At 41.4% G+C, this 21,556-nt stretch carries 12 protein-coding genes, 1 tRNA gene and 1 pseudogene; 8 read left to right on the top strand and 6 right to left on the bottom strand.

The genetic code is table 11. The features are described from left to right. Window positions 1–12: 12 nt before the first annotated feature. Window positions 13–1,659: a diphosphate--fructose-6-phosphate 1-phosphotransferase gene (locus tag D0T50_RS00150; RefSeq protein ID WP_163220748.1), complete on the bottom strand. Its 1,647-nt coding sequence runs from the start codon at window positions 1,657–1,659 to the stop codon at window positions 13–15. Window positions 1,660–1,927: 268 nt separating this feature from the next. On the opposite strand from D0T50_RS00150, the gene D0T50_RS00145 reads away from it, so the two are divergent. The 6 genes from D0T50_RS00145 to D0T50_RS00120 all read left to right on the top strand — a co-directional run bounded on the left by D0T50_RS00145 (window position 1,928) and on the right by D0T50_RS00120 (window position 9,663). Continuing rightward, a complete protein-coding gene (locus D0T50_RS00145; RefSeq protein ID WP_163220746.1) occupies window positions 1,928–2,197 on the top strand; it encodes a hypothetical protein in 270 nt (89 codons plus the stop codon). 102 nt (window positions 2,198–2,299) lie between these two features. Further along, window positions 2,300–2,854 (top strand): 1-acyl-sn-glycerol-3-phosphate acyltransferase, encoded by a 555-nt coding sequence (locus D0T50_RS00140; protein ID WP_163220744.1) that lies wholly within the window; start codon window positions 2,300–2,302, stop codon window positions 2,852–2,854. A 13-nt stretch (window positions 2,855–2,867) separates the two neighbouring features. Then, complete coding sequence (locus D0T50_RS00135) at window positions 2,868–3,641, top strand: amidohydrolase (protein ID WP_163220742.1); 774 nt, start codon at window positions 2,868–2,870, stop codon at window positions 3,639–3,641. A gap of 450 nt (window positions 3,642–4,091) precedes the next feature. Continuing rightward, window positions 4,092–6,083, top strand: coding sequence for a glucosamine-6-phosphate deaminase (locus D0T50_RS00130; protein ID WP_163220740.1), 1,992 nt, complete (start codon window positions 4,092–4,094; stop codon window positions 6,081–6,083). A gap of 94 nt (window positions 6,084–6,177) precedes the next feature. Continuing rightward, complete coding sequence (locus D0T50_RS00125; protein ID WP_163220738.1) at window positions 6,178–9,078, top strand: xanthan lyase; 2,901 nt, start codon at window positions 6,178–6,180, stop codon at window positions 9,076–9,078. Between the two features lie 78 nt (window positions 9,079–9,156). Next, window positions 9,157–9,663 carry a ferritin-like domain-containing protein gene (locus tag D0T50_RS00120; protein WP_163220736.1) on the top strand — a complete coding sequence of 169 codons (507 nt, stop codon included), beginning with the start codon at window positions 9,157–9,159 and terminating at the stop codon, window positions 9,661–9,663. Window positions 9,664–9,748: 85 nt separating this feature from the next. Here D0T50_RS00120 and pbpC read toward each other — a convergent pair. Continuing rightward, window positions 9,749–12,005 (bottom strand): annotated as a pseudogene (gene pbpC, locus D0T50_RS00115) (penicillin-binding protein 1C). A 9-nt stretch (window positions 12,006–12,014) separates the two neighbouring features. Next, a complete protein-coding gene (locus tag D0T50_RS00110; RefSeq protein ID WP_163220734.1) occupies window positions 12,015–17,594 on the bottom strand; it encodes an alpha-2-macroglobulin in 5,580 nt (1,859 codons plus the stop codon). A gap of 364 nt (window positions 17,595–17,958) precedes the next feature. On the opposite strand from D0T50_RS00110, the gene D0T50_RS00105 reads away from it, so the two are divergent. Next, complete coding sequence (locus D0T50_RS00105; protein ID WP_163220732.1) at window positions 17,959–18,567, top strand: DUF4923 family protein; 609 nt, start codon at window positions 17,959–17,961, stop codon at window positions 18,565–18,567. A 158-nt stretch (window positions 18,568–18,725) separates the two neighbouring features. Here the strand turns inward: D0T50_RS00105 and D0T50_RS00095 are convergent, their stop codons facing one another. The 3 genes from D0T50_RS00095 to D0T50_RS00085 are packed head-to-tail and all read right to left on the bottom strand — an operon-like array spanning window position 18,726 to window position 21,399. Then, entirely contained in the window at window positions 18,726–20,537 is a 1,812-nt protein-coding gene (locus D0T50_RS00095; protein WP_163220728.1) for a type I pullulanase, read from the bottom strand. Then, a complete protein-coding gene (ruvC, locus tag D0T50_RS00090; protein ID WP_163220726.1) occupies window positions 20,534–21,100 on the bottom strand; it encodes a crossover junction endodeoxyribonuclease RuvC in 567 nt (188 codons plus the stop codon). Before ruvC ends, D0T50_RS00095 begins: the two co-directional genes overlap by 4 nt. Then, complete coding sequence (locus D0T50_RS00085; RefSeq protein WP_163220724.1) at window positions 21,097–21,399, bottom strand: DUF4286 family protein; 303 nt, start codon at window positions 21,397–21,399, stop codon at window positions 21,097–21,099. The genes ruvC and D0T50_RS00085 overlap by 4 nt, the downstream gene beginning before the upstream one ends. Before the next feature lie 73 nt (window positions 21,400–21,472). Here D0T50_RS00085 and D0T50_RS00080 point away from each other — a divergent pair. Continuing rightward, window positions 21,473–21,546, top strand: a tRNA-Ala gene (locus D0T50_RS00080). Window positions 21,547–21,556: the final 10 nt, after the last annotated feature.

Genomic DNA, 21,556 nt, shown 5'->3' with positions numbered 1-21,556 from the left:
TGTATCTTCACATTACTTGGCTTGTTCAAGTTGCAATGTTTTTGTTGGCTGGTCACACACTTCAGTCGGACCGAAATATTGTATTGGACCCGGATACACATAATCAGTTTCTATTGCCCAAGTATCGCGTTTAGAAGCGAACTCTTTGAAAGGAGCACCATCCAATCTTACCAATGCTTTCTGAATTACAGGTTTCATTTCTCCATGTCTGCGTTCCATATTCATCATCATGGTGATAGGCACTCCACCCGCAATCCATTGTTCGGCAGGAGCAGTTGTATTGCGCACAGAAGACATGTAACCGGTTTTTCCATTACCAATAAGCGTAGAAGCAGTAAAGCCCAATGAGTAGCAATAGTCAGCATCATAATTGGATGGGGCTGCACAACGACCTTCATAACCAAAAAAGTGGTGTTGAGAAGCAAACTTACCTACATATTTACCTTCTTCTTTCCATTGTGCCAGTTTCACTGCAACCATATCCGAAAGCAATTTCTCTGTTTCAATAAGTGACACCTGAACATTACCATGTGGGTCGCGGTCAAGCGTTAACTGACGAGCCACACCTTCGGGAAGACTAGCATACACATCCGAGTTTTCTTTAGAAAGCTTTGAGATGATATAATCGCGTTGACGGGATTTCTTAATTTGCGAGAATTCCACTGCATGATGCGCCAAGAAGTCATTTAACTCCTCAATCAAACTCTTCATTGCAGGAATAAATTCAATCAATCCTTCGGGTATTAATACTGTACCAAAATTATTTCCAACAGCGGCACGAGCTGCAACTTTTTCGGCAATATAGGTTACTACATCATCGAGCGACATTGCTTTTGCTTCCACCTCTTCCGAGATAATACACACATTAGGCTGCACTTGCAACGCACACTCCAAAGCTATATGTGAAGCAGAGCGTCCCATCAGTTTAATAAAGTGCCAATATTTGCGCGCCGAGTTACAGTCGCGTTGAATATTGCCAATAACTTCCGAATAAACTTTGCAAGCTGTATCGAAGCCAAAAGAGGTTTCAATCATCTCATTCTTCAAGTCACCATCGATGGTTTTAGGACAACCAATAACTTGAACACCATATTTCTTAGCAGCATAATACTCCGCCAACACACAAGCGTTTGTATTGGAATCGTCTCCACCAATAATAACAAGCGCAGAGATACCTAGTTTCTTTAAGTTTTCGTATCCTTTTTCAAACTGTTCGGGAGTTTCGAGTTTGGTACGTCCCGATCCTATAATATCGAAACCACCGGTATTACGATATTCATCAACAATACTACCAGTCAACTCCATGTAATTGTTATCCACCAATCCGCCTGGTCCCAAAATAAAACCATACAGTTTGCTATCGCTATTGAGGGCTTTCAAACCGTCAAACAATCCAGAGATAACGTTGTGTCCACCAGGCGCCTGTCCACCCGACAAGATTACTCCCACGTTTATAGCAGGAAAACTCTGTTTCTCGTTTGCTTCTACAAACTTAATCAACGGCATACCATAGGTATTCGGAAATAATTCTTTGATTGCTTCCTGATCGGCTACCGACTCGGTGGTTTTGCCATTTTCTACCTTCACTGCACCTCTTAAAGCTTTGGGTAGCTTGGGTTGATAGGCAGATCTTGCAATTTGCAATGCACTTTTTGTCATTTTTGTATTTATTAAAGGGGTTAGTTAGTTTCTCCTATTAAAAGCGTACAAATTTCGGTCTTTTTTTTTAATTATGAAAATAAGTAAGGAAGATGTTAGCGTTTTGCTATGAATAGTTCAAAATAGGAAACAATGCAGCGCTTTTTGTCCATTTATCTCAAATAAAGTTTTATATTTGCCTTAGAAACTGTTTTGAATTTCCGCAGAACTAGTAAATTCAAAACAACTTCTAACATTTCTATTTATTCACGCTAACACTACAGTTATTATGGCAAGCAGAAGACAATTGAAGAAAAAAGTAAATAACATATCGGGCGTATTGTTCGTCGAGTGCATAATCATTAGCATGTTTACCTCAGAAGAGAACAAGGCAAAAACGGATGCCTTGATGACGCAAATCCTTACTATTCAAAGTGAATTTGTAAGCCGTTTGAGCCATACCGAACCTGGTAATGTAAAGGGATTCTACAAGAAATTTTATAGCGACTTTAATGTTGCAATAGGAGCTGTAACAAAGGAAATAGAAGCCTTAAACTAACAATTTATCCAATGATTTAACGCAGATTCACGCCAAAGACATCAACTATTAAGCCTGAATCTGCGTTATTTATACATATACAATCAATAATAAAAGAACATCGTGAAGCACGCTATTTATAAATTTATTTATACCAAGGTATTGGGCTGGAAAGCCATATTAAATGTTTCTATGCCGCCCAAATGTGTTATTTGCGCAGCACCTCACACGTCGAACCTTGACCTTTTTATAGGTAAATTGTTCTACGGAACGATTGGCTATAAAACATCCTTTATGATGAAAAAAGACTGGTTCTTTTTTCCTCTCGGACTTTTCTTTAAGTCGGCAGGCGGCATTCCTGTAGATCGTAGTCGTAAGACTTCCTTAGTAGACCAAATGGTGAAAGTATTCAACAGCAAAGAAAAATTTCACTTAGCCATTACCCCCGAAGGTACACGTAAAGCCAATCCAAACTGGAAGAAAGGTTTTTACCACATTGCTATAAAGGCACAAGTACCTATTGTTTTAATAGGTATAGACTATGAAAAAAAAATAATCGAAGCTGGAAAAATGATTATTCCAAGTGGTAATATTGAAGAAGACCTCCGTGAGATAAAGCAATACTTCAGTAAATTCAAAGGAAAATATCCGGAAAATTTTAGTTTAGGAACTTACTAAATCAAGTTGAGAAATGCGAGTTTCTTTATTGCAAACAGACATTAAGTGGGAAGACAAAACAGCTAATTTGCGCCATGTAGAAAGCTTCTTACAAACATTAAGTGGAACAACAGACCTCGTAATACTTCCCGAGATGTTTTCCACAGGATTTAGCATGAACAGTCACTTGCTTGCCGAAACTGTAACTGAAGAAACCATTAGTACTCTTAGGACATGGGCATCGACCTATCGCCTTGCTCTTGCCGGTAGCTACATTGCAAAGGAAAACGGTGTTTTCTACAACCGTGGATTCTTCATCACTCCCGAAAGAGAGGCTATTTATTACGATAAAAAACACCTTTTCCGCATGGGCGAAGAGCTGAATCACTTTTCTGCAGGAGCCGATAAGGTTATTATTTCTTATCTTGGTTGGAATATCCGCCTACTGATTTGCTACGACCTACGTTTCCCTGTATGGAGCCGCAACATAGACAATGAGTACGATTTATTGATTTATCCTGCTAATTGGCCCTCGGCACGACAAACGGTATGGGATGCTTTGCTTCCAGCACGAGCGTTAGAAAACATGAGTTATGTGTGTGGTGTAAATCGTGTAGGAACAGATGGAAATGGGCTGACCTATACAGGTGGTAGCGTAGCGTATGATGCGAAAGGAAAACAAATAATACGCGCCACAGACAATAAAGAGGGTGCAATAACCGCAACACTCGATTTAGCATCATTGCAGGAATTCCGTAAAAAATTCCCCGCTTGGAAAGACGCAGATAAATTTAGCTTTATGCCATAAGCATTTAAGTTTTTGACTGTTTTTTTAGACTGTTCTACTACTTGTAATTTCTGACTGATTTTCACTTCACTTCTGACTGATTTTTACTTCACTTCTGACTGATATTTGATCAATTTCTCAGTGTTTTTTGATGAGAAAAACAGTGAGAAATTATTTGTAAAAACCTTGTGAAAGCAAAAAGAGGGGGTCTTCACAAGTAAACAACTCACGCAGTGTCAGTTGCAGCATTTCGTGAAGGTGAAGACCTATTTCGTAAAATTACATTTGGAGTGGATAGTAGCCCATTGGTGGATAAACTTCACCATTCAACACAAACAAATGTTAAAACAGCACTTCATCTTTACAATACCTACTTATAGTTAGCTTTCTTAAAAAACTTCTTTTGTATATTTGTGTTGTTATTTCAGTTACAAAGTAATGGCTTTGAACTTACACAAATTTAAGATGAGTATGAAAACAAATCTAACATCTCAAATTACGCTTACTCGTGTTTCCCCCAAATACTACAAACCCGAGAATGCTTTTGAGAGATCAGCCCTAACCCGGTTTGAAAAAGTACCCGCCGATATCTATGAATCGGCAGAAGAAGGAGCTTGTCAGATAGCCAAAGACATAGCCCAAGTAATTCGTAGCAAACAACGTGACGGACGTTTTTGTGTATTGGCACTTGGTGGTGGTAACTCACCTAAAATGGTATATACCAACCTTGTGAAGATGCACAAAGAAGAGAAATTAAGTTTTCGAAACGTTATCGTGTTCAACCTTTACGAGTACTACCCCTTAGCACCCGACGCGGTAAACAGTAACCTAAATTCGCTTTACGAAATGTTACTGAATCATGTGGATATTGAAAAGCAGAACATCTTCAGTCCTGATGGCACTATCCCTAAAGACGAAATCTTTGAGTTCTGTCGTTTATACGAACAACGCATCGAAAGCTTCGGTGGTATTGACATTGCTCTATTGGGAATAGGACGTGTGGGTAACATCGCATTCAATGAGCCCGGTTCTCGTATTAACTCTACCACCCGATTGATACTAATGGATGTAGACTCGCGTAATGAAGCATCCAAATCCTTCGCCAGTGTAGACGCTACGCCTATCAGTTCGATAACAATGGGAGTTTCGACCATTCTAGCTGCTAAAAAAGTATATCTCATGGCATGGGGCGAAAGCAAATCAGATATAATCAAGGAATGTGTAGAAGGAGCTATAACAGATATTTATCCATCCTCATACTTGCAAACGCACAATAATGCGCATGTGGTACTCGATCTTTCGGCTGCTGCCCACCTCACCCGCATACAGCGTCCGTGGTTGGTAACGTCTTGTGATTGGGATGATAAACTGATTCGCAGTGCTATTACTTGGCTATGCGGCATTGTTAAAAAGCCAATCCTTAAACTCACCAACAAAGATTATAATGAGAACGGATTAAGCGAATTGTTAGCTCTCTATGGGTCGGCTTACAATGTAAATATAAAGATTTTCAACGACCTTCAGCATACCATAAGCGGTTGGCCGGGAGGAAAGCCGAATGCAGACGACACCCATCGTCCCGAACGTGCAAAACCTTACCCTAAGCGCATAATCATCTTCTCGCCACACCCCGACGATGATGTTATCTCTATGGGAGGAACTCTTCGTCGTTTGGTAGAACAGAAACACGAAGTACATGTAGCCTACCAAACGTCGGGAAATATCGCTGTAGGCGATGAAGAGGTAGTTCGTTTCCTACACTTCATCAATGGTTTTAATCAGTTATTCAATAATAGCGAGAACCAAATAATCAATGAGAAGTATAAAGAGATACGTGAGTTTCTCCGCACCAAGAAAGAGGGCGATTTAGATACAAGTGATATACTAACCCTGAAAGGACTTATTCGTCGTGGCGAAGCACGTATTGCTTGTACCTACAATAATATACCGTTAAGTCGTTGCCACTTCCTTGATTTGCCGTTCTATGAAACAGGACGCATTCAAAAGAACCCAATTGGAGAAGCCGATGTAGCTATCATTTTGGATTTGATTCGCGAAGTGAAACCACATCAAATATTTGTAGCTGGCGATCTTGCCGACCCACATGGAACACACAAAATTTGTACCGACGCTGTCTTTTCCGCTATAGACTTAGAAAAAGAGGCAAATGCCAAATGGTTGAAAGATTGTCGTATCTGGATGTATCGTGGCGCTTGGGCTGAATGGGAAATTGAAAATATTGAGATGGCAGTGCCTATCAGTCCGGAGGAATTGCGCGCAAAACGTAACTCAATACTTAAACATCAATCGCAAATGGAAAGCGCCCCGTTCTTAGGTAATGACGAACGCTTATTTTGGCAACGTTCGGAAGAGCGAAACAGAGCAACGGCAGATCTATATGACAAATTGGGCTTGGCATCGTACGAAGCGATGGAAGCGTTTAAGGAATATATTCCACTATAGATCTTTAATCTAGCAAAAATATCCTCCCCTTAACCTCTTCGAGAAAAGTTGAGGGGAGGATTTAATTCATAATAAAGTACCCCAATACCATCTTATGAAACGACTCCTTTCTCTTCTCTTCTTTTTTTCTTGCTTCTCACTATATGCACAAGATATTGAAAGAAATGTCAATGAGCGCTTGCAAGAATACTTCGACAATTATACCACTGCAAATGCAAATATTGGCAAATGCCAATTGGATAGTTTCAATATAGACTACAACAGACGTAAACTACGAATTTACGCCTCTCCGGCTTTCTCTTATCAACCCTTCCGCGAAGAAATAGTAATCTCTATTTATCGATACTTAGGACAAATTCTTCCCGGTCCGGTTTGCTTCTTTGATATGACCATCATTACCGATGGGAAGCCTATTGAAGAGTTAATTCCCAACTACTATTTAGATAAGAGGAAGCGAGATAAGACTCGACAATACATACAAATAAGGGATGACGAAACGCCATGGGTAACCAATACATCGCGTCCGTATAAGATAAAGTATGGACTAGCCGGGCATCATATTGCATTATGGCAAAGTCACGGACGATACTATCAAGTAGACAAAGGCACATGGAGTTGGCAACGTCCACACCTCTTTTGCACTACCGAAGACCAGCTTACTCAATCATTCATTATTCCCTACATTATTCCAATGCTGGAAAATGCCGGTGCGGTAGTCTTCACACCCCGCGAACGCGACATTCAAACGAATGAAGTTGTAGTAGACAACGACACACCGGGAAACTCTTTTTACTTAGAGGTTAAAAGTAGAAAAGCACGTTGGCAAACAACTGGAGCTCCCGGTTTTGCTCAGAACAAACAATTTTACAAAGACGGTGAAAATCCTTTCCTTGATGGAACTGCCAGATTTGCCCCCACTGAGAGAAAGCAAAACAGAGCTTTTGCCGAGTGGGTTCCAAGTATCCCCGAAACCGGAAGATATGCGGTTTACGTATCATACCAAACACAACATAACAGCGTAACGGATGCTAAATATTTAGTTTTTCATAAGGGTGGCGTTACTGAATTCAAAGTGAACCAGCAAATAGGTGGAGGTACATGGGTATATCTTGGAACCTTTGAGTTTGATAGGGGAAATAATGACTACGGCATGGTTGTTCTTAGCAATGAGAGTAAAGAAAAAGGAGTTGTCTGTGCAGACGCCGTACGCTTTGGTGGAGGAATGGGCAATATAGATCGGGGGAGCGTAAGCGGCTTTCCCCGCCACCTTGAAGCAGCAAGATATAGCGCGCAATGGGCTGGTATGCCTTATGAGGTTTATTCTCCACGTACTGGTACACATGATTACAACGACGATATAGCCGTACGTGGCAACATGATAAATTACCTCATGGGTGGTTCGAGTTTCAATCCACAACAACCCGGATTAAAAGTGCCTATTGAAATGAGTCTAGCACTACACACCGATGCAGGTTTCAGTAAGGATGACAAGCATATCGGTATGCTTGGTGTATTTACTACAGATTTTAATGGAGGAGTATTAAATAGTGGTAGTAGCAGATATGCTTCGCGCGAGCTTGCCGATCTGATGCTTTCGCAACTTCGTACAGATATACAGTCTACCTTTAACACGCAGTGGACACGACGTGGTATGTGGAACAGGAACTATGGCGAAACACGCATACCTGCTGTATCATCAATCATATTGGAGCTACTTTCGCACCAAAACTTTGCCGATATGCGCATGGCACACGATCCGAACTTTAAGTTCACAGCGAGTCGCTCCATCTATAAAGCAATGCTTCGCTATCTATGCACTCAATATAATAAGGAGTATGTAGTGCAGCCGTTGCCGGTTAGTAACTTTGCAGTAGAGTTCAGCGAAAAGAGAAATACGCTGAATCTGAGTTGGGAACCCGAAGAAGACCGTCTTGAGCCCACTGCCAAGCCACGCGAATATGTGGTTTACACCCGTATTGGCTATGGAGGATTTGATAATGGGATAGTAGTAAATAAACCGTCGTATGAAATGCTTATAGAGCCGGGATTAGTTTACTCCTTCAAAGTAACAGCAGTAAACCAAGGTGGCGAAAGTTTCCCTTCCGAAATACTCTCCGCGTTTCAATCTCCAAGAGAGGAAGGTAAAGTACTTATTATAAACGGTTTTACACGCATAAGTGGTCCAGCCGTTATAGATACGCCTAACGCTGCTGGTTTTGATTTGGAACAAGATCCGGGCGTACCTTACCAATATAATATTTCTCTTTCGGGACCACAGCTTAATTTCGACCGTACTATGGCAGGAAAAGAAGGGGCAAATGCGCTGGGATACAGCAGCAATAGTTGGGAAGGATTAACCATTGCAGGCAATACTTTCGACTATCCTTTTATTCATGGCAAAGCTATTCAAGCAGCAGGTGGCTACAGCTTTGTTTCGTGCAGTAAGGCTAGCGTGGAAAACAAACGGGTAGAACTTAGCAAGTACAACGTAGTCGATTTAATTCTCGGTTTAGAAAAAGAAGACACACAAAGCAATCCCGCACGCAATGAGTACTATAAAACATTTTCACCTGCAATGCAAAATATACTGACTGCCTACTGCAATAGTGGTGGAAACCTACTTGTCAGTGGCTCGTATATAGGGAGTGATATGATTTCCAACCCTGCCGACAAAGAGTTTACAGAGAATATTCTAAAATATAGTTATCAAGGGAATTTAAGCAGGAATTATTCAGAAACAATCACAGGATTGGGGCGCACCTTGAGCATCCCACGCTTACCCAACAATCGCTTCTACTCGGTAACAGCACCCGATTGTATTGCACCGACCGGTTCTGCATTCCCAGTATTTATATACTCGCCAGATGCATATAGCGCAGGAATTGCCTATAAAGGCTCATACCGCATTTTTGCATTGGGTTTCCCGTTTGAATGTATCAGAACAGCGAGTGAGCGAGCAATAATCATGGCTTCTGTGTTGAACTTCTTCAAATAACAGAGAATTAAGTAAACAATCTCTCTCTTTTTATTGTTTATAGTGAAAAGTAATAGAATAACCTTTAATAAAGCAATTATGATTAAGAGAGAGAAGAGCATTGAGTTGCTCAACAAAGCTGTTGCCGGTGAGATGTCTGCAGTACATCAGTATATGTATTTTCACTTCCGTTTGGATGATATGGGTTACGAATTCTTGGCTAATCAGTTCAAACGCACTGCTATTGCAGAAATGATGCATGTGGAGAAGCTTGCCGAACGCATTTTGTTCCTCAAAGGCGAGGTAGAATTAAGAGCTAATGCCCCTGTAGAAAAGATTCACGACGTAAAAGAGATGCTCAAAAAAGCAGAGGAGATGGAAGCACAAACTATCCATGAATATAACACATGGGCAAGAGAATGTGCAGAGCACCTGGATTCTGCATCTAAGCAAGTCTTCGAAGATTTAATTATAGAAGAAGAAAATCATCAGGATAATTTCGATACCGAGATTGATAACATGAATAATTTTGGTGATAATTATTTGGCTCTTCAATCAATTGAACGGAGTAAGAATGTAGGTTCTGGAGGAGAAAAAGCTCAATAAACTCTCACTGTTTCAAATAAACAAAAAGCTTATGGTTCGCGAATTTAGCGCCATAAGCTTTTTTATTTTAGGCAGAGTCAACAGATTATTCTACTGTAAACCTCACCGAAATTGTGTTTCCCAATCCATCCACCGCAGTAATATGATGCTTTCCCGGAGAGATTTGCAATGTTATTTTGTGAAAATCTTCTGTTGTTCCAACAAATGCTTCGTCTAAATGCCAATACACAACCGCATCATTGTAACTATGCACCAATTCAAAAGTTAGTTCACCCTCACTCCCATCCATTTGGCGAGGAAGTACCACACGCGCACCGTTCTGTGGATAGACAAACTGCATAGGTACAAATGTATCTCCGGTACAATTAGGTAAAAGTGGTGGAAGTGGTTTATAATGCGGATTATATTGTTTATAATACCATTCCCAAGCAGGAGGAAGTACAAACCAGTTTTTTTGTAATACGGGAGTGCTTTGGATACAATCTTTGTAAACACGATACTGCGCATCAGCTGTAAGCGTAACCTGTGTATGATAAGGGCACGCATCTGTACGCAAGCCATTGGGTACAATTAGCAGTGTATCCTTTTCTTCGCAGAAACGACCACTAAGACAGCCGGAATGGCGACAAACTTCTGCCTCAACAAATGCATTATACGGTTTTTCAAACCAAGACGAAAGCGGAAGTGCATTGAAAATATCAAAGAGAACAGGTCCTGCAGTTGTAGCACCGGTTAAACCCGGTTTACCTTCGCCGTTAGCATTTCCCACCCACACAGCAACAACATACTTAGGAGTAACACCCACTGCCCACGCATCGCGGAAGCCATAACTTGTTCCTGTTTTCCACGCTATAGTTTGCATGGATGGAATGGTACGCCAATCGAGTTCTTCGGGACGATTTACCTCTTTTAGTGCATCGAATACTTGCCAAACAGCACCGGCGTGGAAATGGTTTTCCACGCCATTCAATGAGCGCGCCATATCGGTATACGCCGAAGCAACATCCCATAATGTAACTTCAGCCCCACCCAGTATTAATGAAAGTCCGTAGTGGGCGGACGACTTCGTTACTGTCTTTAAGCCTATCTTTTGTAAAAAAAACCAGGAAACGGGGTACACTGTATTGCTGCAACATGGCAACTGCCGGAATATTAAGCGAACGGGCAAGTGCTTCTGAAGCCGGAACAGCACCCTCGAACTGCAAACTGAAATTCTGTGGTGCAAAACCATTGATATTCATCGGAACATCAGGGAGTAGCGTATGTGGCAATAGCAATCCTTCATCAAGTATAGCATAATAGAGAAACGGCTTTAAAACACTGCCAGGACTACGTGGTGAGCGAATAACATCTACCTGATTGCCCGAAGTTTGTTCCAAAAAATGCACATTACCACAATATGCCAATACATCATTACTTTGCACATCCATAACAAGTGCTGCCATGTTGCGAATATCACTACGCATAAATTCATTGTTCCACCGTTCGAGGATAGACTCAATGTACAATTGTGTATTCTTATCAACAGTAGCGATATGGGTAGTTCCTCTTTGCTGCAGATAGTATTGCGTCACCAAGTGAGGCGCAACTTGTGGGAGTGGCAAAGGCTCATCAGGCAAAGGTTCGCTAAGGGCAAGCTGATAGGTTAACTCATCTATTTCGTTTTCGGCATACAAGCGAGCGAGCAACCGGTTGCGTTTCTTTAACAAAGCTTCGCGACTCTTGGCTAAATGTATCATGGAGGGTGCATTAGGAAGTACTGCCAAGGTAGCAGCCTCTGCCCACGATAGATCATCCGCCGCATGACCGAAGTAACGCCATGTTGCTGCATCAACCCCTACTGTGTTTCCACCAAAAGGCGCATGAGAAACATACAGTGCTAGTATTTCCTTCTTAGAATAACGAAACTCCAAACGGGTGGCAAGAATCATCTCGAGCAGCTTCTCTCCAATAGTGCGTGGCTGGTTACGCGAAAGGCGAATAACCTGCATCGTTATGGTACTGCCACCACTAACAATGCGCTGTTCTCTCAAATTCTGCCACAAGGCGCGTAGCATTGCAACAGGATTTACACCCCAATGCCAATAGTAATAACTATCTTCAAAGGTAAGAATACAGCGTTCCAGTTTATGTGGCACTGTGTTAGAGGCGGGAAATCGCCATTGCCCATCATCGGCAATGCGTGCACCTAATAGCTCGCCGTTACGATCAACGACTACGGTAGCATAGGGTACATTAAATAGATTGTCCGGCAAACAGAAGGCATAAATAACCAGTAACAAGATAACAACGCAAAGCATTATCTTGTTACCGGCTTTCAATTTATGTAAACGCAGCCTCATCTGTTCAGGTTATTGAATTACCTGTACGTGTCCGGCTTGAGTACGCGCGTTAGCGGTTACATCATACATGGCTTCGCATTGCACGGCAGGTAATGTAAATATACCCGCATAAGATGCTTGTATGCGCACCTTGAATGTTTTAGACTCACCACGAAGCAGGCTAAAATACGTTAACACTCGATCATCACGAATATCTTGGTAATCAAACCGCGCCTTGTTTGCTTCGCTTTCCGTCATCCGTTCATTGTAAATTTCCCAACCAGTGGGGATAATATGAGTAAGAGCTATATCACGATAATCAGTAGCCGGATTTACATTGGTTACAGTAACCGAAGCAAGAAAATCAGTTCCTTGTTTCAATTTATCTATAGACAAAGGCAGACCATTAAGGTCGGTGTAAATCACTTTCAAGCGTAGATTGTTGGAGATAGCAGGCAAGTTATCCTCAATTAAACGCATACGAGTAAGTAAGCAAGCATAAGCCGAGCCATTACCATTATTCTTTAATATAACACTTCCTTTCAATGCAGTAATCGGCAAGAGTTGTTGATGTACTGCTTTAGAAGTCTTTATTGAGGTTTGTTTTATTCCGTTCAATTCCCAATCAAAGTCAATAGTCCCCGAAGTCATACCTGCCAATTTAGCCATAGCAAATAGCGAGAATGCTGTAGATTGCGTACTGTAATATGACTCGTGCGACAAGCGTTCTGCTATACGTTGTGCCAACGTGAAAGCCTCCTTCTCTCGTTTCAACAAAACCAGAGTTTCGAGTATCATTGCTTCATCTCTATCCGAGGAGCCATACACGGCATTGTTTGAGGAGTAGGCATCAATTTCTGCCTTAGCATTAAAAATCAATTCGTTTGCAGCATCATTTTTTCCAACCATTGCATAAGCAGCGGCAAGTCGCCACTTGGCTTGTTGGGAAAGGTTAGCTATCTCTTTCATTCTATTCATCCCACCCATATCTGCTGCGCCACTCAATGCCAAGGTATAGAGACGGAAGGCCTGTTGCAAGTCTGCTTGCCACATAAGCCAATTCTCTTCTTGACGAATAGGCATCCAATTTTGTGTACTACTACGTTGATAAGCTTTCCATTTGTTTAATACAGCGAGGTTTACATCGTACCCTTTTTCTTTTGCCAACGAAAGAAACATTCCGGCATAAGAAGTTATCCACTCATCGGCTTGCGCATAACCCGGCCAGTAAACAAATTCACCGTTGGGCAACTGTCTACCGTAGAGATGCTTGATAGCTTCGCGCACACCCTTATTCAAGTTCTCTTGTTCCTGGTTATCTAAATCCTTGAACATATTGAGGAAGAGCAGTGGAAATGCTTTAGAGACAATTTGTTCGGTACAATAGTGATTGTAGTTATACAAATAGTCGAGACGACAACTGATATCTACCGAAGGTATACGAGATACTTCCAACTTCACCCAGTTATCTTCAGAAGCTGTTTCTAATTGGTAGTTCAGCTCCGTATGCTCTCCTGCAGCAAGTAAATGGTTTGCAGTCTGATATACGACAGGATTAGGGTTGCGCACATCTATCTCTATTTTCTCTTCAGTAGTATGACCGTTACCACTTGCTTTAATCTTTATTACTTCTTTACCTATTACCTTGCCGGTCTTCAATGTAAAGTAACACATTTTATCTCCGGGTGTGGCAAAAATAACTTTGTTCTTATTACCAGCTGCCAGTTGCAAATTGGAAGAAGTCTCCACATCTATCGTCACTTCTTTCACCGCGTCTTCCATAGCAAAAACATTGATAGGCAATAGTACTTCTTCATTAATGCTGAGCACACGTGGCAAAGAGGATAGAATCATTAAAGGAGAGCGAACTGGCGTTGTTTTCTCAGTGCTACCGTAAGCTCCTCCTTCACCGGCTATTACCATTGTACGTACAGAACCCACATACATAGGCAAGGTTACTTTATGCGTGTTTGTTCTTCCTTTAGCAGCAATAAACGGTCCTAAGTACTTCACAACCGGACGGAAACGATTGGCTTTGAGGTCTTCCTGTTTCAGTTCTTGATCTCCCCCCACACTAAAGAGTTTACCATAGCTTCCGGAGTAAGCGCCAATAACTTCGTCGTACATATCCCACGTACGTACACCTAAAGCCTCACGTGCATAGAATTCATTCCAAGGGTTGGGTGTTTTAAAGTTAGTGAGGTCTAACAATCCATCGTCTACAATAGCTATGGTATAGGTCATTGGCTTACCACTCTTTTCGTACACAGAGATAGAAAATTCCTTCTCAGGCCTGAGCACGTCGGGCATTTTGAGAATAGGTTCCAATACCGTTTGTTTATTGTTTACAAGCACCGGTAATACACCATACATACGTATGGGTAGGTTATTGACAGTTTGTGTATGTGGTTGCAACAGCATCACATGTAGATAAACATTGGGTGACATTGTTTCAGTCACGACAAACTGATATTTAGTATCTTCCTGTGCCGAAAGTTTTATCCATTCGCGAGAGAGCACTGTGCTTCCATTCTCCAGCGAAACCAGCGCATTACCATCGGCAGCAGCAGGAATAATAGCCGTTACCATCTCACCTACCTCATAGCTAGCTTTATCGAGTGAAAAAGTAAGCATGGTAATTCCGGTTGGATCACTTTTGGTAGAACGTCCACGCCACTCAGGCCAGTCTATGAAAATCGTACCACCGGTAGCATGTCCGCTCTCTCTGTCTTTCACATACACTAAATAGCGCCCCCACTGCGGATAATCTACGCGGAAAGAGAATTGCGCTTTTCCATTGACTGTAGATAGTTTGCCTGTGGCTTCGGGTGTAATACTATTGTTGTTAATGTATGAATCGAACGACTCATTATTATGTTCCCACCACCAGTTCCAACCAATGCGGTAAATTTTGTACTCCAGATTAGAACGATTCACTGGTTTTCCTTCTGCATCGACTGTAACTACATCAAAAACATGGTCGGTATCTGTATCAATATATTTATTAGAAGGTTGATTCAAGTTGATACCAACAAACGCAGTAAATGGTGCAAAAGGTATTGTTAAAGTATTGATACTGGCATCACCGCCCGGTTCGAACACACGGCTTGTGAAATTTCCCTGCAACATACCCGGAGCATTAACCGATTGGGGCATTTCTATGGTAAAGGAAGCATCACCCACAGCATTGAGCGTACCGTTGAAAATTTCCTTTTTACTAAACTCAAAATTGGTAGCCGGATTATTAAAAACATATTGACTGTAATTCTTGAACTGCGTGGTAACACGCGAGAGACTCATCTCGACTTTGGTCTTCAGGTTAGAAGCCGTTGCACCGGTTAGCCAATTGGATGAAAGAGTAGCACGCACATCACCATTGGTAGCTATGATAAGGTTATTATTGGGTAATTTGAGGTTTATCTTCAAGCGATTGGGTTTAATGGTTTCAATACGAAGCGCTTTATGAAAAGCTGCTCCGCCCACCTTTATATATAGATTCCACAAACCGGTGGGATCATCAGTATACGTAGGAATATGAAAAGCATAAAAACCATTTATACCATCGGTAGAGATTTGTTTTGTATAAAATTGCCCACGAGGATTGTAGAGTTCTAAAGTTACAGGATGTTTGACAGGGATGCGTTTATTGGGGTCTTCGAGCACGAAAGATACATGCAGAGTATCGCCCGGACGCCAGACGCCACGTTCGCCATAGATAAAGCCTTTTAACCCTTTCTTTATTTCTTTACCTCCCACATCAAAACGGCTGGTGGATTTTTCCTCACCATCAACCACACGCAGGTAAGTTTTTTGTCCGTTATGCGAGGCTACAATGACAAACGGAACACCTTTAGGCTCCATCTCGGCAAATCCCTGAGAGTCGGTAGTAGCCTCTCCTATTCGTTGCAATTGGAAATTGTAAGCTTTTACATCTACATTCGGCAATGGTTGCGTGTTAAGAATATCGTTGATGGCAATCCATAACTTTCCCATACTGTTTCGTTTTACAATCACACCGATATTGGAGGAAAGTACATTGCAGGAACTTTTCCGTTCAGCCATCATGTAGTAAGTAGGACGGCAGGGGTCATCGCGTTCGCGCCAGTTATACTGTTCCCAATCATAATCGCCATAATCCATACTGTAATAAGCCTGTGGTATATCCCAAGCCGTGTCGTCAAGTTCGGCTGTTTCATCTGTCAGATTTGAAATCCCAGCAGAAAACTTTGCTCCTGCTTCGTAACTACCATCGCACGGATAGGCCGAATAGGATTGTTTGAACGAAAGCATAATGCGATAAATCGCACCCGGTTCGTGTTTGATGATACCGGAAAGGTCTATAGAATAGTCTTCCCATCTGGTAATGTCTTTTGTTGGGTCGGAATCCAACAAAAGCATTTTTTTATAAATCAACCGTCCCGAACGACGCAATTCGTTAGAGCCCGACAAAGTGTTTGTCTGCAGAAAAGTAAGCACATTATTTTCGAATATACGCACAATCGTAAGGTCTACCGCATGCAAACTCACAGCACGGAAAGGTATAATCAAATTCTTAGAATCGGGCAGAATGCTTCCATTGGTAAGAATTTCCACTGCCGGTTTTTCAAATCCACGGCTAAAGGAAACGGAAGTATCTTCGAGTATCTTTTTTTCGGTTACACTACGGATACCGGCATGAATGGTAAGCTTTAGGTTATTGATATTACCTTCTTCGTAATGCAAAGTCACTTTATTATCAGTAACCTGAATGGTTTGGTTACTCGCGCCTTGCAGCACAATAAGTCCTTTCAGATCTTGAGTTACGTCAATAGGTTCGGTAAAGACAATTTCCAGCGCAGCTTCGCCACTACTTACCCGTTGTGTGGAAAGTACCTCAAAACGGTGGTTGGCAGGAACAACAACTTCGCGGGTCACAGTCTCGTCAATACCAATGGAAGCTCCGTTGATGGTAAGCAACACCTTAGTATCATCATCTGTTCGTGGCACATCAACAATGGAAAATGTATAGAAAAGTCCGTCTGGTGTAGCCTCTACATCAACAGGAAGTGTTTTGCCGGATAGCTTTGCTGTGATAATCTTTTCGACAGTTTCTTTCTTTCCCATCACATCGCTGAAACGGATTTCTCCCTGAATAGTGACACAATCGGGATGCAACGTCTTGACAAGTATTGGTTGTACGTTAACGGAAAAATTACTCTCTTGTACACGAAAACTAAACTCAAACCTTTTCCGTTGCTCATCTGTTTCAACAAAGTCGCCAAGTTTAAAGGTCGCATTGTAAAGCTGTCCGGGTATCAACCCGCCTTCTTCGGGAATAAACTCAATGGTATTATTGTCTATCCAATATGCCTTTCCGTTCAATGAAGGAGTGAAAGAAAATGGATTGTTTTTTATTTCGCTATTTAGAGCCACCAATGGTTGCTCTTTTGCCAACTCTACCCGCACAGTAGCATTTCTGGAGATAACCCCACCCGTATAAGCTTTAACATAAGAAGCATACTCCACAGAGGGGGTAATTTCTTTGGGCAATTGTTTACAAGCGCATATACTTAACGTAAAGCAAAAGAAGAAAATGTAAACAAGTAGATTGGTTAGTTTGTTAGATTTCATAAGCAATTGTTTTTAACTAGCTCAAAGATACCCGTTGAATAATTCAAAAGCAAACTCTATATATAGTTTAACAAAACAGGTCTTCACATTCACAAAACGCAGTAACCAGATGACGGTAAACAAGTTACTTGTGAAGACCCCCTATTTTATCTTTCACAAGGTTTTTGCAACTAATTTCTCACTGTTTTTTTATCAAAAAGCACTGAGAAATTGATCAAAAATCAGTCAGAAGTGAAGTAAAAATCAGTCAGAAAATCAGAGCTATAACTAAGCCTCTATGGATGTTTGATTCCTGATTTTATTTACAATGATGCAAAATATAGAATCAAAGAAGTATATTTGCAATCTAAAACAAAATATGATTATGAGAAAAGTAAGATTATTGTTTATTCTTTGTGCCTTGATAGCAACTACCATGAACCTTCAAGCACAATCATGGCGTGACTTATTAAAAGGAAACAATATCACCGAAACCATTACCGATGTTGTAAACACGGTTACAGGAACCAACAAAGCCGACATTACCGGCACTTGGGTGTATCAAGGTTCTTCCATTGAATTTAAGACAGATAATTTGCTCGAAAAAGCCGGTGGTAGTGTAGCTGCTTCTACTCTTGAGAGCAAAATAGATAAGCAATTAAGCAAAGTAGGCATTAAACAAGGCATTACAAGCTTTACGTTCAATGCAGATAGTACCTTTAACAGTACTGTAAACGGGAAGAAACTGGATGGAACCTACGTATACGATGCTTCTGCCGGTACAATAGAGCTAACTTATTCAGCACTTGTTACCATTAGTGCGCAGATAAACGCCTCTTCTTCTACTTTAGCACTGCTCTTTAATGCTGACAAACTACTGCAGCTACTTACTACTTATGGCAGTAAGTCTACCAATACTACAGTACAAACTATTGTTGCATTGGCTGGAAGTTACGAAGGAATGTCCGTGGGACTGGAAATGAAAAAGAAATAGAAAAATATGCGTCTCCTCATAGAACTTTTTATAGTGCTTGTAGCTGCTCTTTGCTTCTGCTTAGCCTATTATAACGAAAGCCGCATAGGGCGGATAATCTTCGGCGTGTTAGGATTGCTGTTTGCAGCAATCTACATGTCGGTATTTATGCGGCTATTTTAGAACGATCGATAGGCAATTAAAGTAGAGTATCCCGGTACAATCACTTTGGGACCTTTTATTGTGCCAAGTCCATACTCATTAATCACTCCTTCGCTGCACACCACTGTGTATTCTCCCTTTGGAATATTCAGTTCGGCTAAATAAGAATCCGCGTTTAACACTACCAATATATCCCGCCAGACATCCCCATTAGCATGGTCGCGCAAACGGAAAGCGATTACGTTTTTCTGTTCGACAGGGAGATATTCAAGATGGCGATGTATTTGTTTTGTGTCTGTCATCCGAAACGCCGGATGATTTTTGCGTAGCGCGATAAGCGCTTTATAGTAATCGCACAATTCACTAAAGACTATCTTGTTATTCCAGTCAATGGCATTGACCAAGTCAGAGCTTTCGGAAGTATCGAGAATACCCTTCTTGGTTCGCATCATTTCTTCGCCAGAGAGAATAAACGGAACCCCCTGCGAGGTAAGCACTGCTGTTTGTGCCAATTTGTTGAGGTTTATCTGTTGTTCGGTAGTAAGATTGGGTATTACCTCCCGATGGTAATCCATTAAACAAAGTTCATCATGTATAGAAGCATAGTTTATTTGCTGCGGAGAATTCAACCCTTTTACATTAGAAGAGGCAACTGCCACTTTCTTTGTAAGAGACATGACACCTGGTATTGTTAACTCAGAATCTTTACCATACATTAGAATAGTAGAGTCTATTTTATCTACTACTTTTCGTATTTCAGTAAGGGTTTCTGTGTCATATTCTTCTATTTCGTTAAAACAGAATCCATCCACATGAAACTCTTCCACCCAATAACGCACTGACTCCACAATAAACTTACGAACCATAGCACGATTGGTAGCAACCAGGCTTACATCTCCTTTAGGAACAATACTATCTGTTCCATGTCGATAAAAATAACCGGGAACAGTAAGTTCAAAAGGGCTTTTTACGACATCACACGTACGAGTATACGACACATCCAGAACCACCCGAATACCTGCCGAATGTAATGCCATTATCATTTGCTTAAACTCACGAATACGGGTGATAGGGTCGGCAGGGTTAGTTGCATACGACCCTTCAGGTACGTTATAGTGTAGTGGAGAGTAGCCCCAGCTATAGTTATTTTCATGCAGAGTGTTTTCATTAATGGCAGCAAAATCGAAGGAAGGCAGGAAGTGGACATGGGTAACACCAAGAAACTTTAAATGATCCAAACCTGTGGAATGAAATGTATTGGGTATAACGGAATATTTTTCAGACAATCCCAAATACTTTCCTTTATGTTCCAGTCCCGAAGAGTTATGAATAGTAAAATCGCGATAGTGTGTTTCGTAGATAATCATATCTACAGGCGAAGTAAACGGTGGGCGAACATCCCTCTCCCAACCAATAGGGTCGGTAGCAAACGGATTAATAATGGCACCACGTTTTCCGTTGATACTAACAGCACGCGCACCAATGCCCGGTGTTTCGCCGAGCCACTCCTCACCTATTTTCACATTAAAAGTATAGAACTTACCTTCAAGATTTTCGCTGATAAGAACCGTCCATACACCGTCCTTCCCCGGATTCATAGTAACGGGTTTATATATTTCTTCGCTATCGGCAGTTTTGTAAATGTTTAATCGAACAAAGTCGGCAGTAGGTGCCCAAAGCACAAAACGTGTACCGGCAGGTGTAAAAATAACCTCTTGTAAGTTATCGGTACGTACCGGATAATCATCAAAAGTCGCGTACTCTTTTTTTTCATATGTACATCCGGCAAGTGTAAGTGCTACTATAAATAAGGTGACGATTGTTTTCATTTTACACGATTGGGATTCTTGGCTATAAAATCTTTCCATCCGTTGCATCCTTTTTCTACAGTAGGGCGTCCCATTTGTAGATAGTGACAGTAGGCAGCAGCAAGTCCATCAGTAGCATCCATAAAAGCAGGCATCTCCTCCTGCGAAATTTTCAACATACGTCGCAACATATCGGCTACCTGCTCTTTGGAAGCTTGTCCGTTTCCGGTTATGGCCATTTTAATTTTTAGAGGAGCATATTCGGTTATAGGAATATCACGGGTTAGTGCGGCAGCCATCGCCACTCCTTGTGCCCTGCCCAGCTTCAACATTGATTGTACATTCTTTCCAAAAAAAGGAGCTTCGATTGCCATTTCATCCGGTAAGAAGCTTTCGATAATGCCTGTTACCCGCTCAAAGACTTTGCGAAGCTTGATGTAATGGTTGCCATATTTGCGTAAATCAATAACCCCCATAGCCAACAGTTCGGGCTTTGTACCCACTATTTTAATAACCCCATAACCCATAATGGTGGTACCGGGGTCAATACCCAGAATTATTTTCTCTTTAACCGGTACAATCACTCTATAACCTCCATTAATGTAGGAAACCCAACTACTTTACTTCCAAATATTCGAAGCATTTCGTCATTGTACTTCGCCCCATTCTGGCTATGCCAACGATGCAGTACAGTAGAATTTTCTACTTCCCATTGCAAAGAGTACGTTGTTCCTTCCTCTCTATGACTCAACACCTTAAGTAAGCGGGGCGAATGGAGAGCAGCGTCTTTCGCTACTTCTTGCATATAATACTCTTTCAGCCAAATAACAAAATTTTCATGTATTTCATCGTCCACATGATAGGTTGTATTGTATATAAGCATCTCTCTTTTATTATTATTTTCTACAAAACTAACAATAAATTCAGAATTAAGCATTATATTTGCCCCGCATTTAGGGGGATTAGCTCATCTGGCTAGAGCGTTAGACTGGCAGTCTAAAGGTGATCGGTTCGAGTCCGATATTCTCCACTTGAAAACG

Origin of the sequence: Bacteroides sp. 214 (assembly GCF_010501015.1) — a bacterium.
In the GTDB taxonomy this organism is placed as follows: domain Bacteria; phylum Bacteroidota; class Bacteroidia; order Bacteroidales; family Bacteroidaceae; genus Bacteroides.
The sequence above is the reverse complement of the archived record's forward strand: the minus strand, read 5'-3'. Positions and strand labels throughout refer to the sequence as shown.

Coding starts and splice junctions, on each gene's coding strand:
- D0T50_RS00150 (WP_163220748.1), bottom strand. CDS start 1,659: ATGACAAAAAGTGCATTGCAAATTGCAAGATCTGCCTATCAACCCAAG.
- D0T50_RS00145 (WP_163220746.1), top strand. CDS start 1,928: ATGGCAAGCAGAAGACAATTGAAGAAAAAAGTAAATAACATATCGGGC.
- D0T50_RS00135 (WP_163220742.1), top strand. CDS start 2,868: ATGCGAGTTTCTTTATTGCAAACAGACATTAAGTGGGAAGACAAAACA.
- D0T50_RS00130 (WP_163220740.1), top strand. CDS start 4,092: ATGAAAACAAATCTAACATCTCAAATTACGCTTACTCGTGTTTCCCCC.
- D0T50_RS00125 (WP_163220738.1), top strand. CDS start 6,178: ATGAAACGACTCCTTTCTCTTCTCTTCTTTTTTTCTTGCTTCTCACTA.
- D0T50_RS00120 (WP_163220736.1), top strand. CDS start 9,157: ATGATTAAGAGAGAGAAGAGCATTGAGTTGCTCAACAAAGCTGTTGCC.
- D0T50_RS00110 (WP_163220734.1), bottom strand. CDS start 17,594: ATGAAATCTAACAAACTAACCAATCTACTTGTTTACATTTTCTTCTTT.
- D0T50_RS00105 (WP_163220732.1), top strand. CDS start 17,959: ATGAGAAAAGTAAGATTATTGTTTATTCTTTGTGCCTTGATAGCAACT.
- D0T50_RS00095 (WP_163220728.1), bottom strand. CDS start 20,537: ATGAAAACAATCGTCACCTTATTTATAGTAGCACTTACACTTGCCGGA.
- D0T50_RS00085 (WP_163220724.1), bottom strand. CDS start 21,399: ATGCTTATATACAATACAACCTATCATGTGGACGATGAAATACATGAA.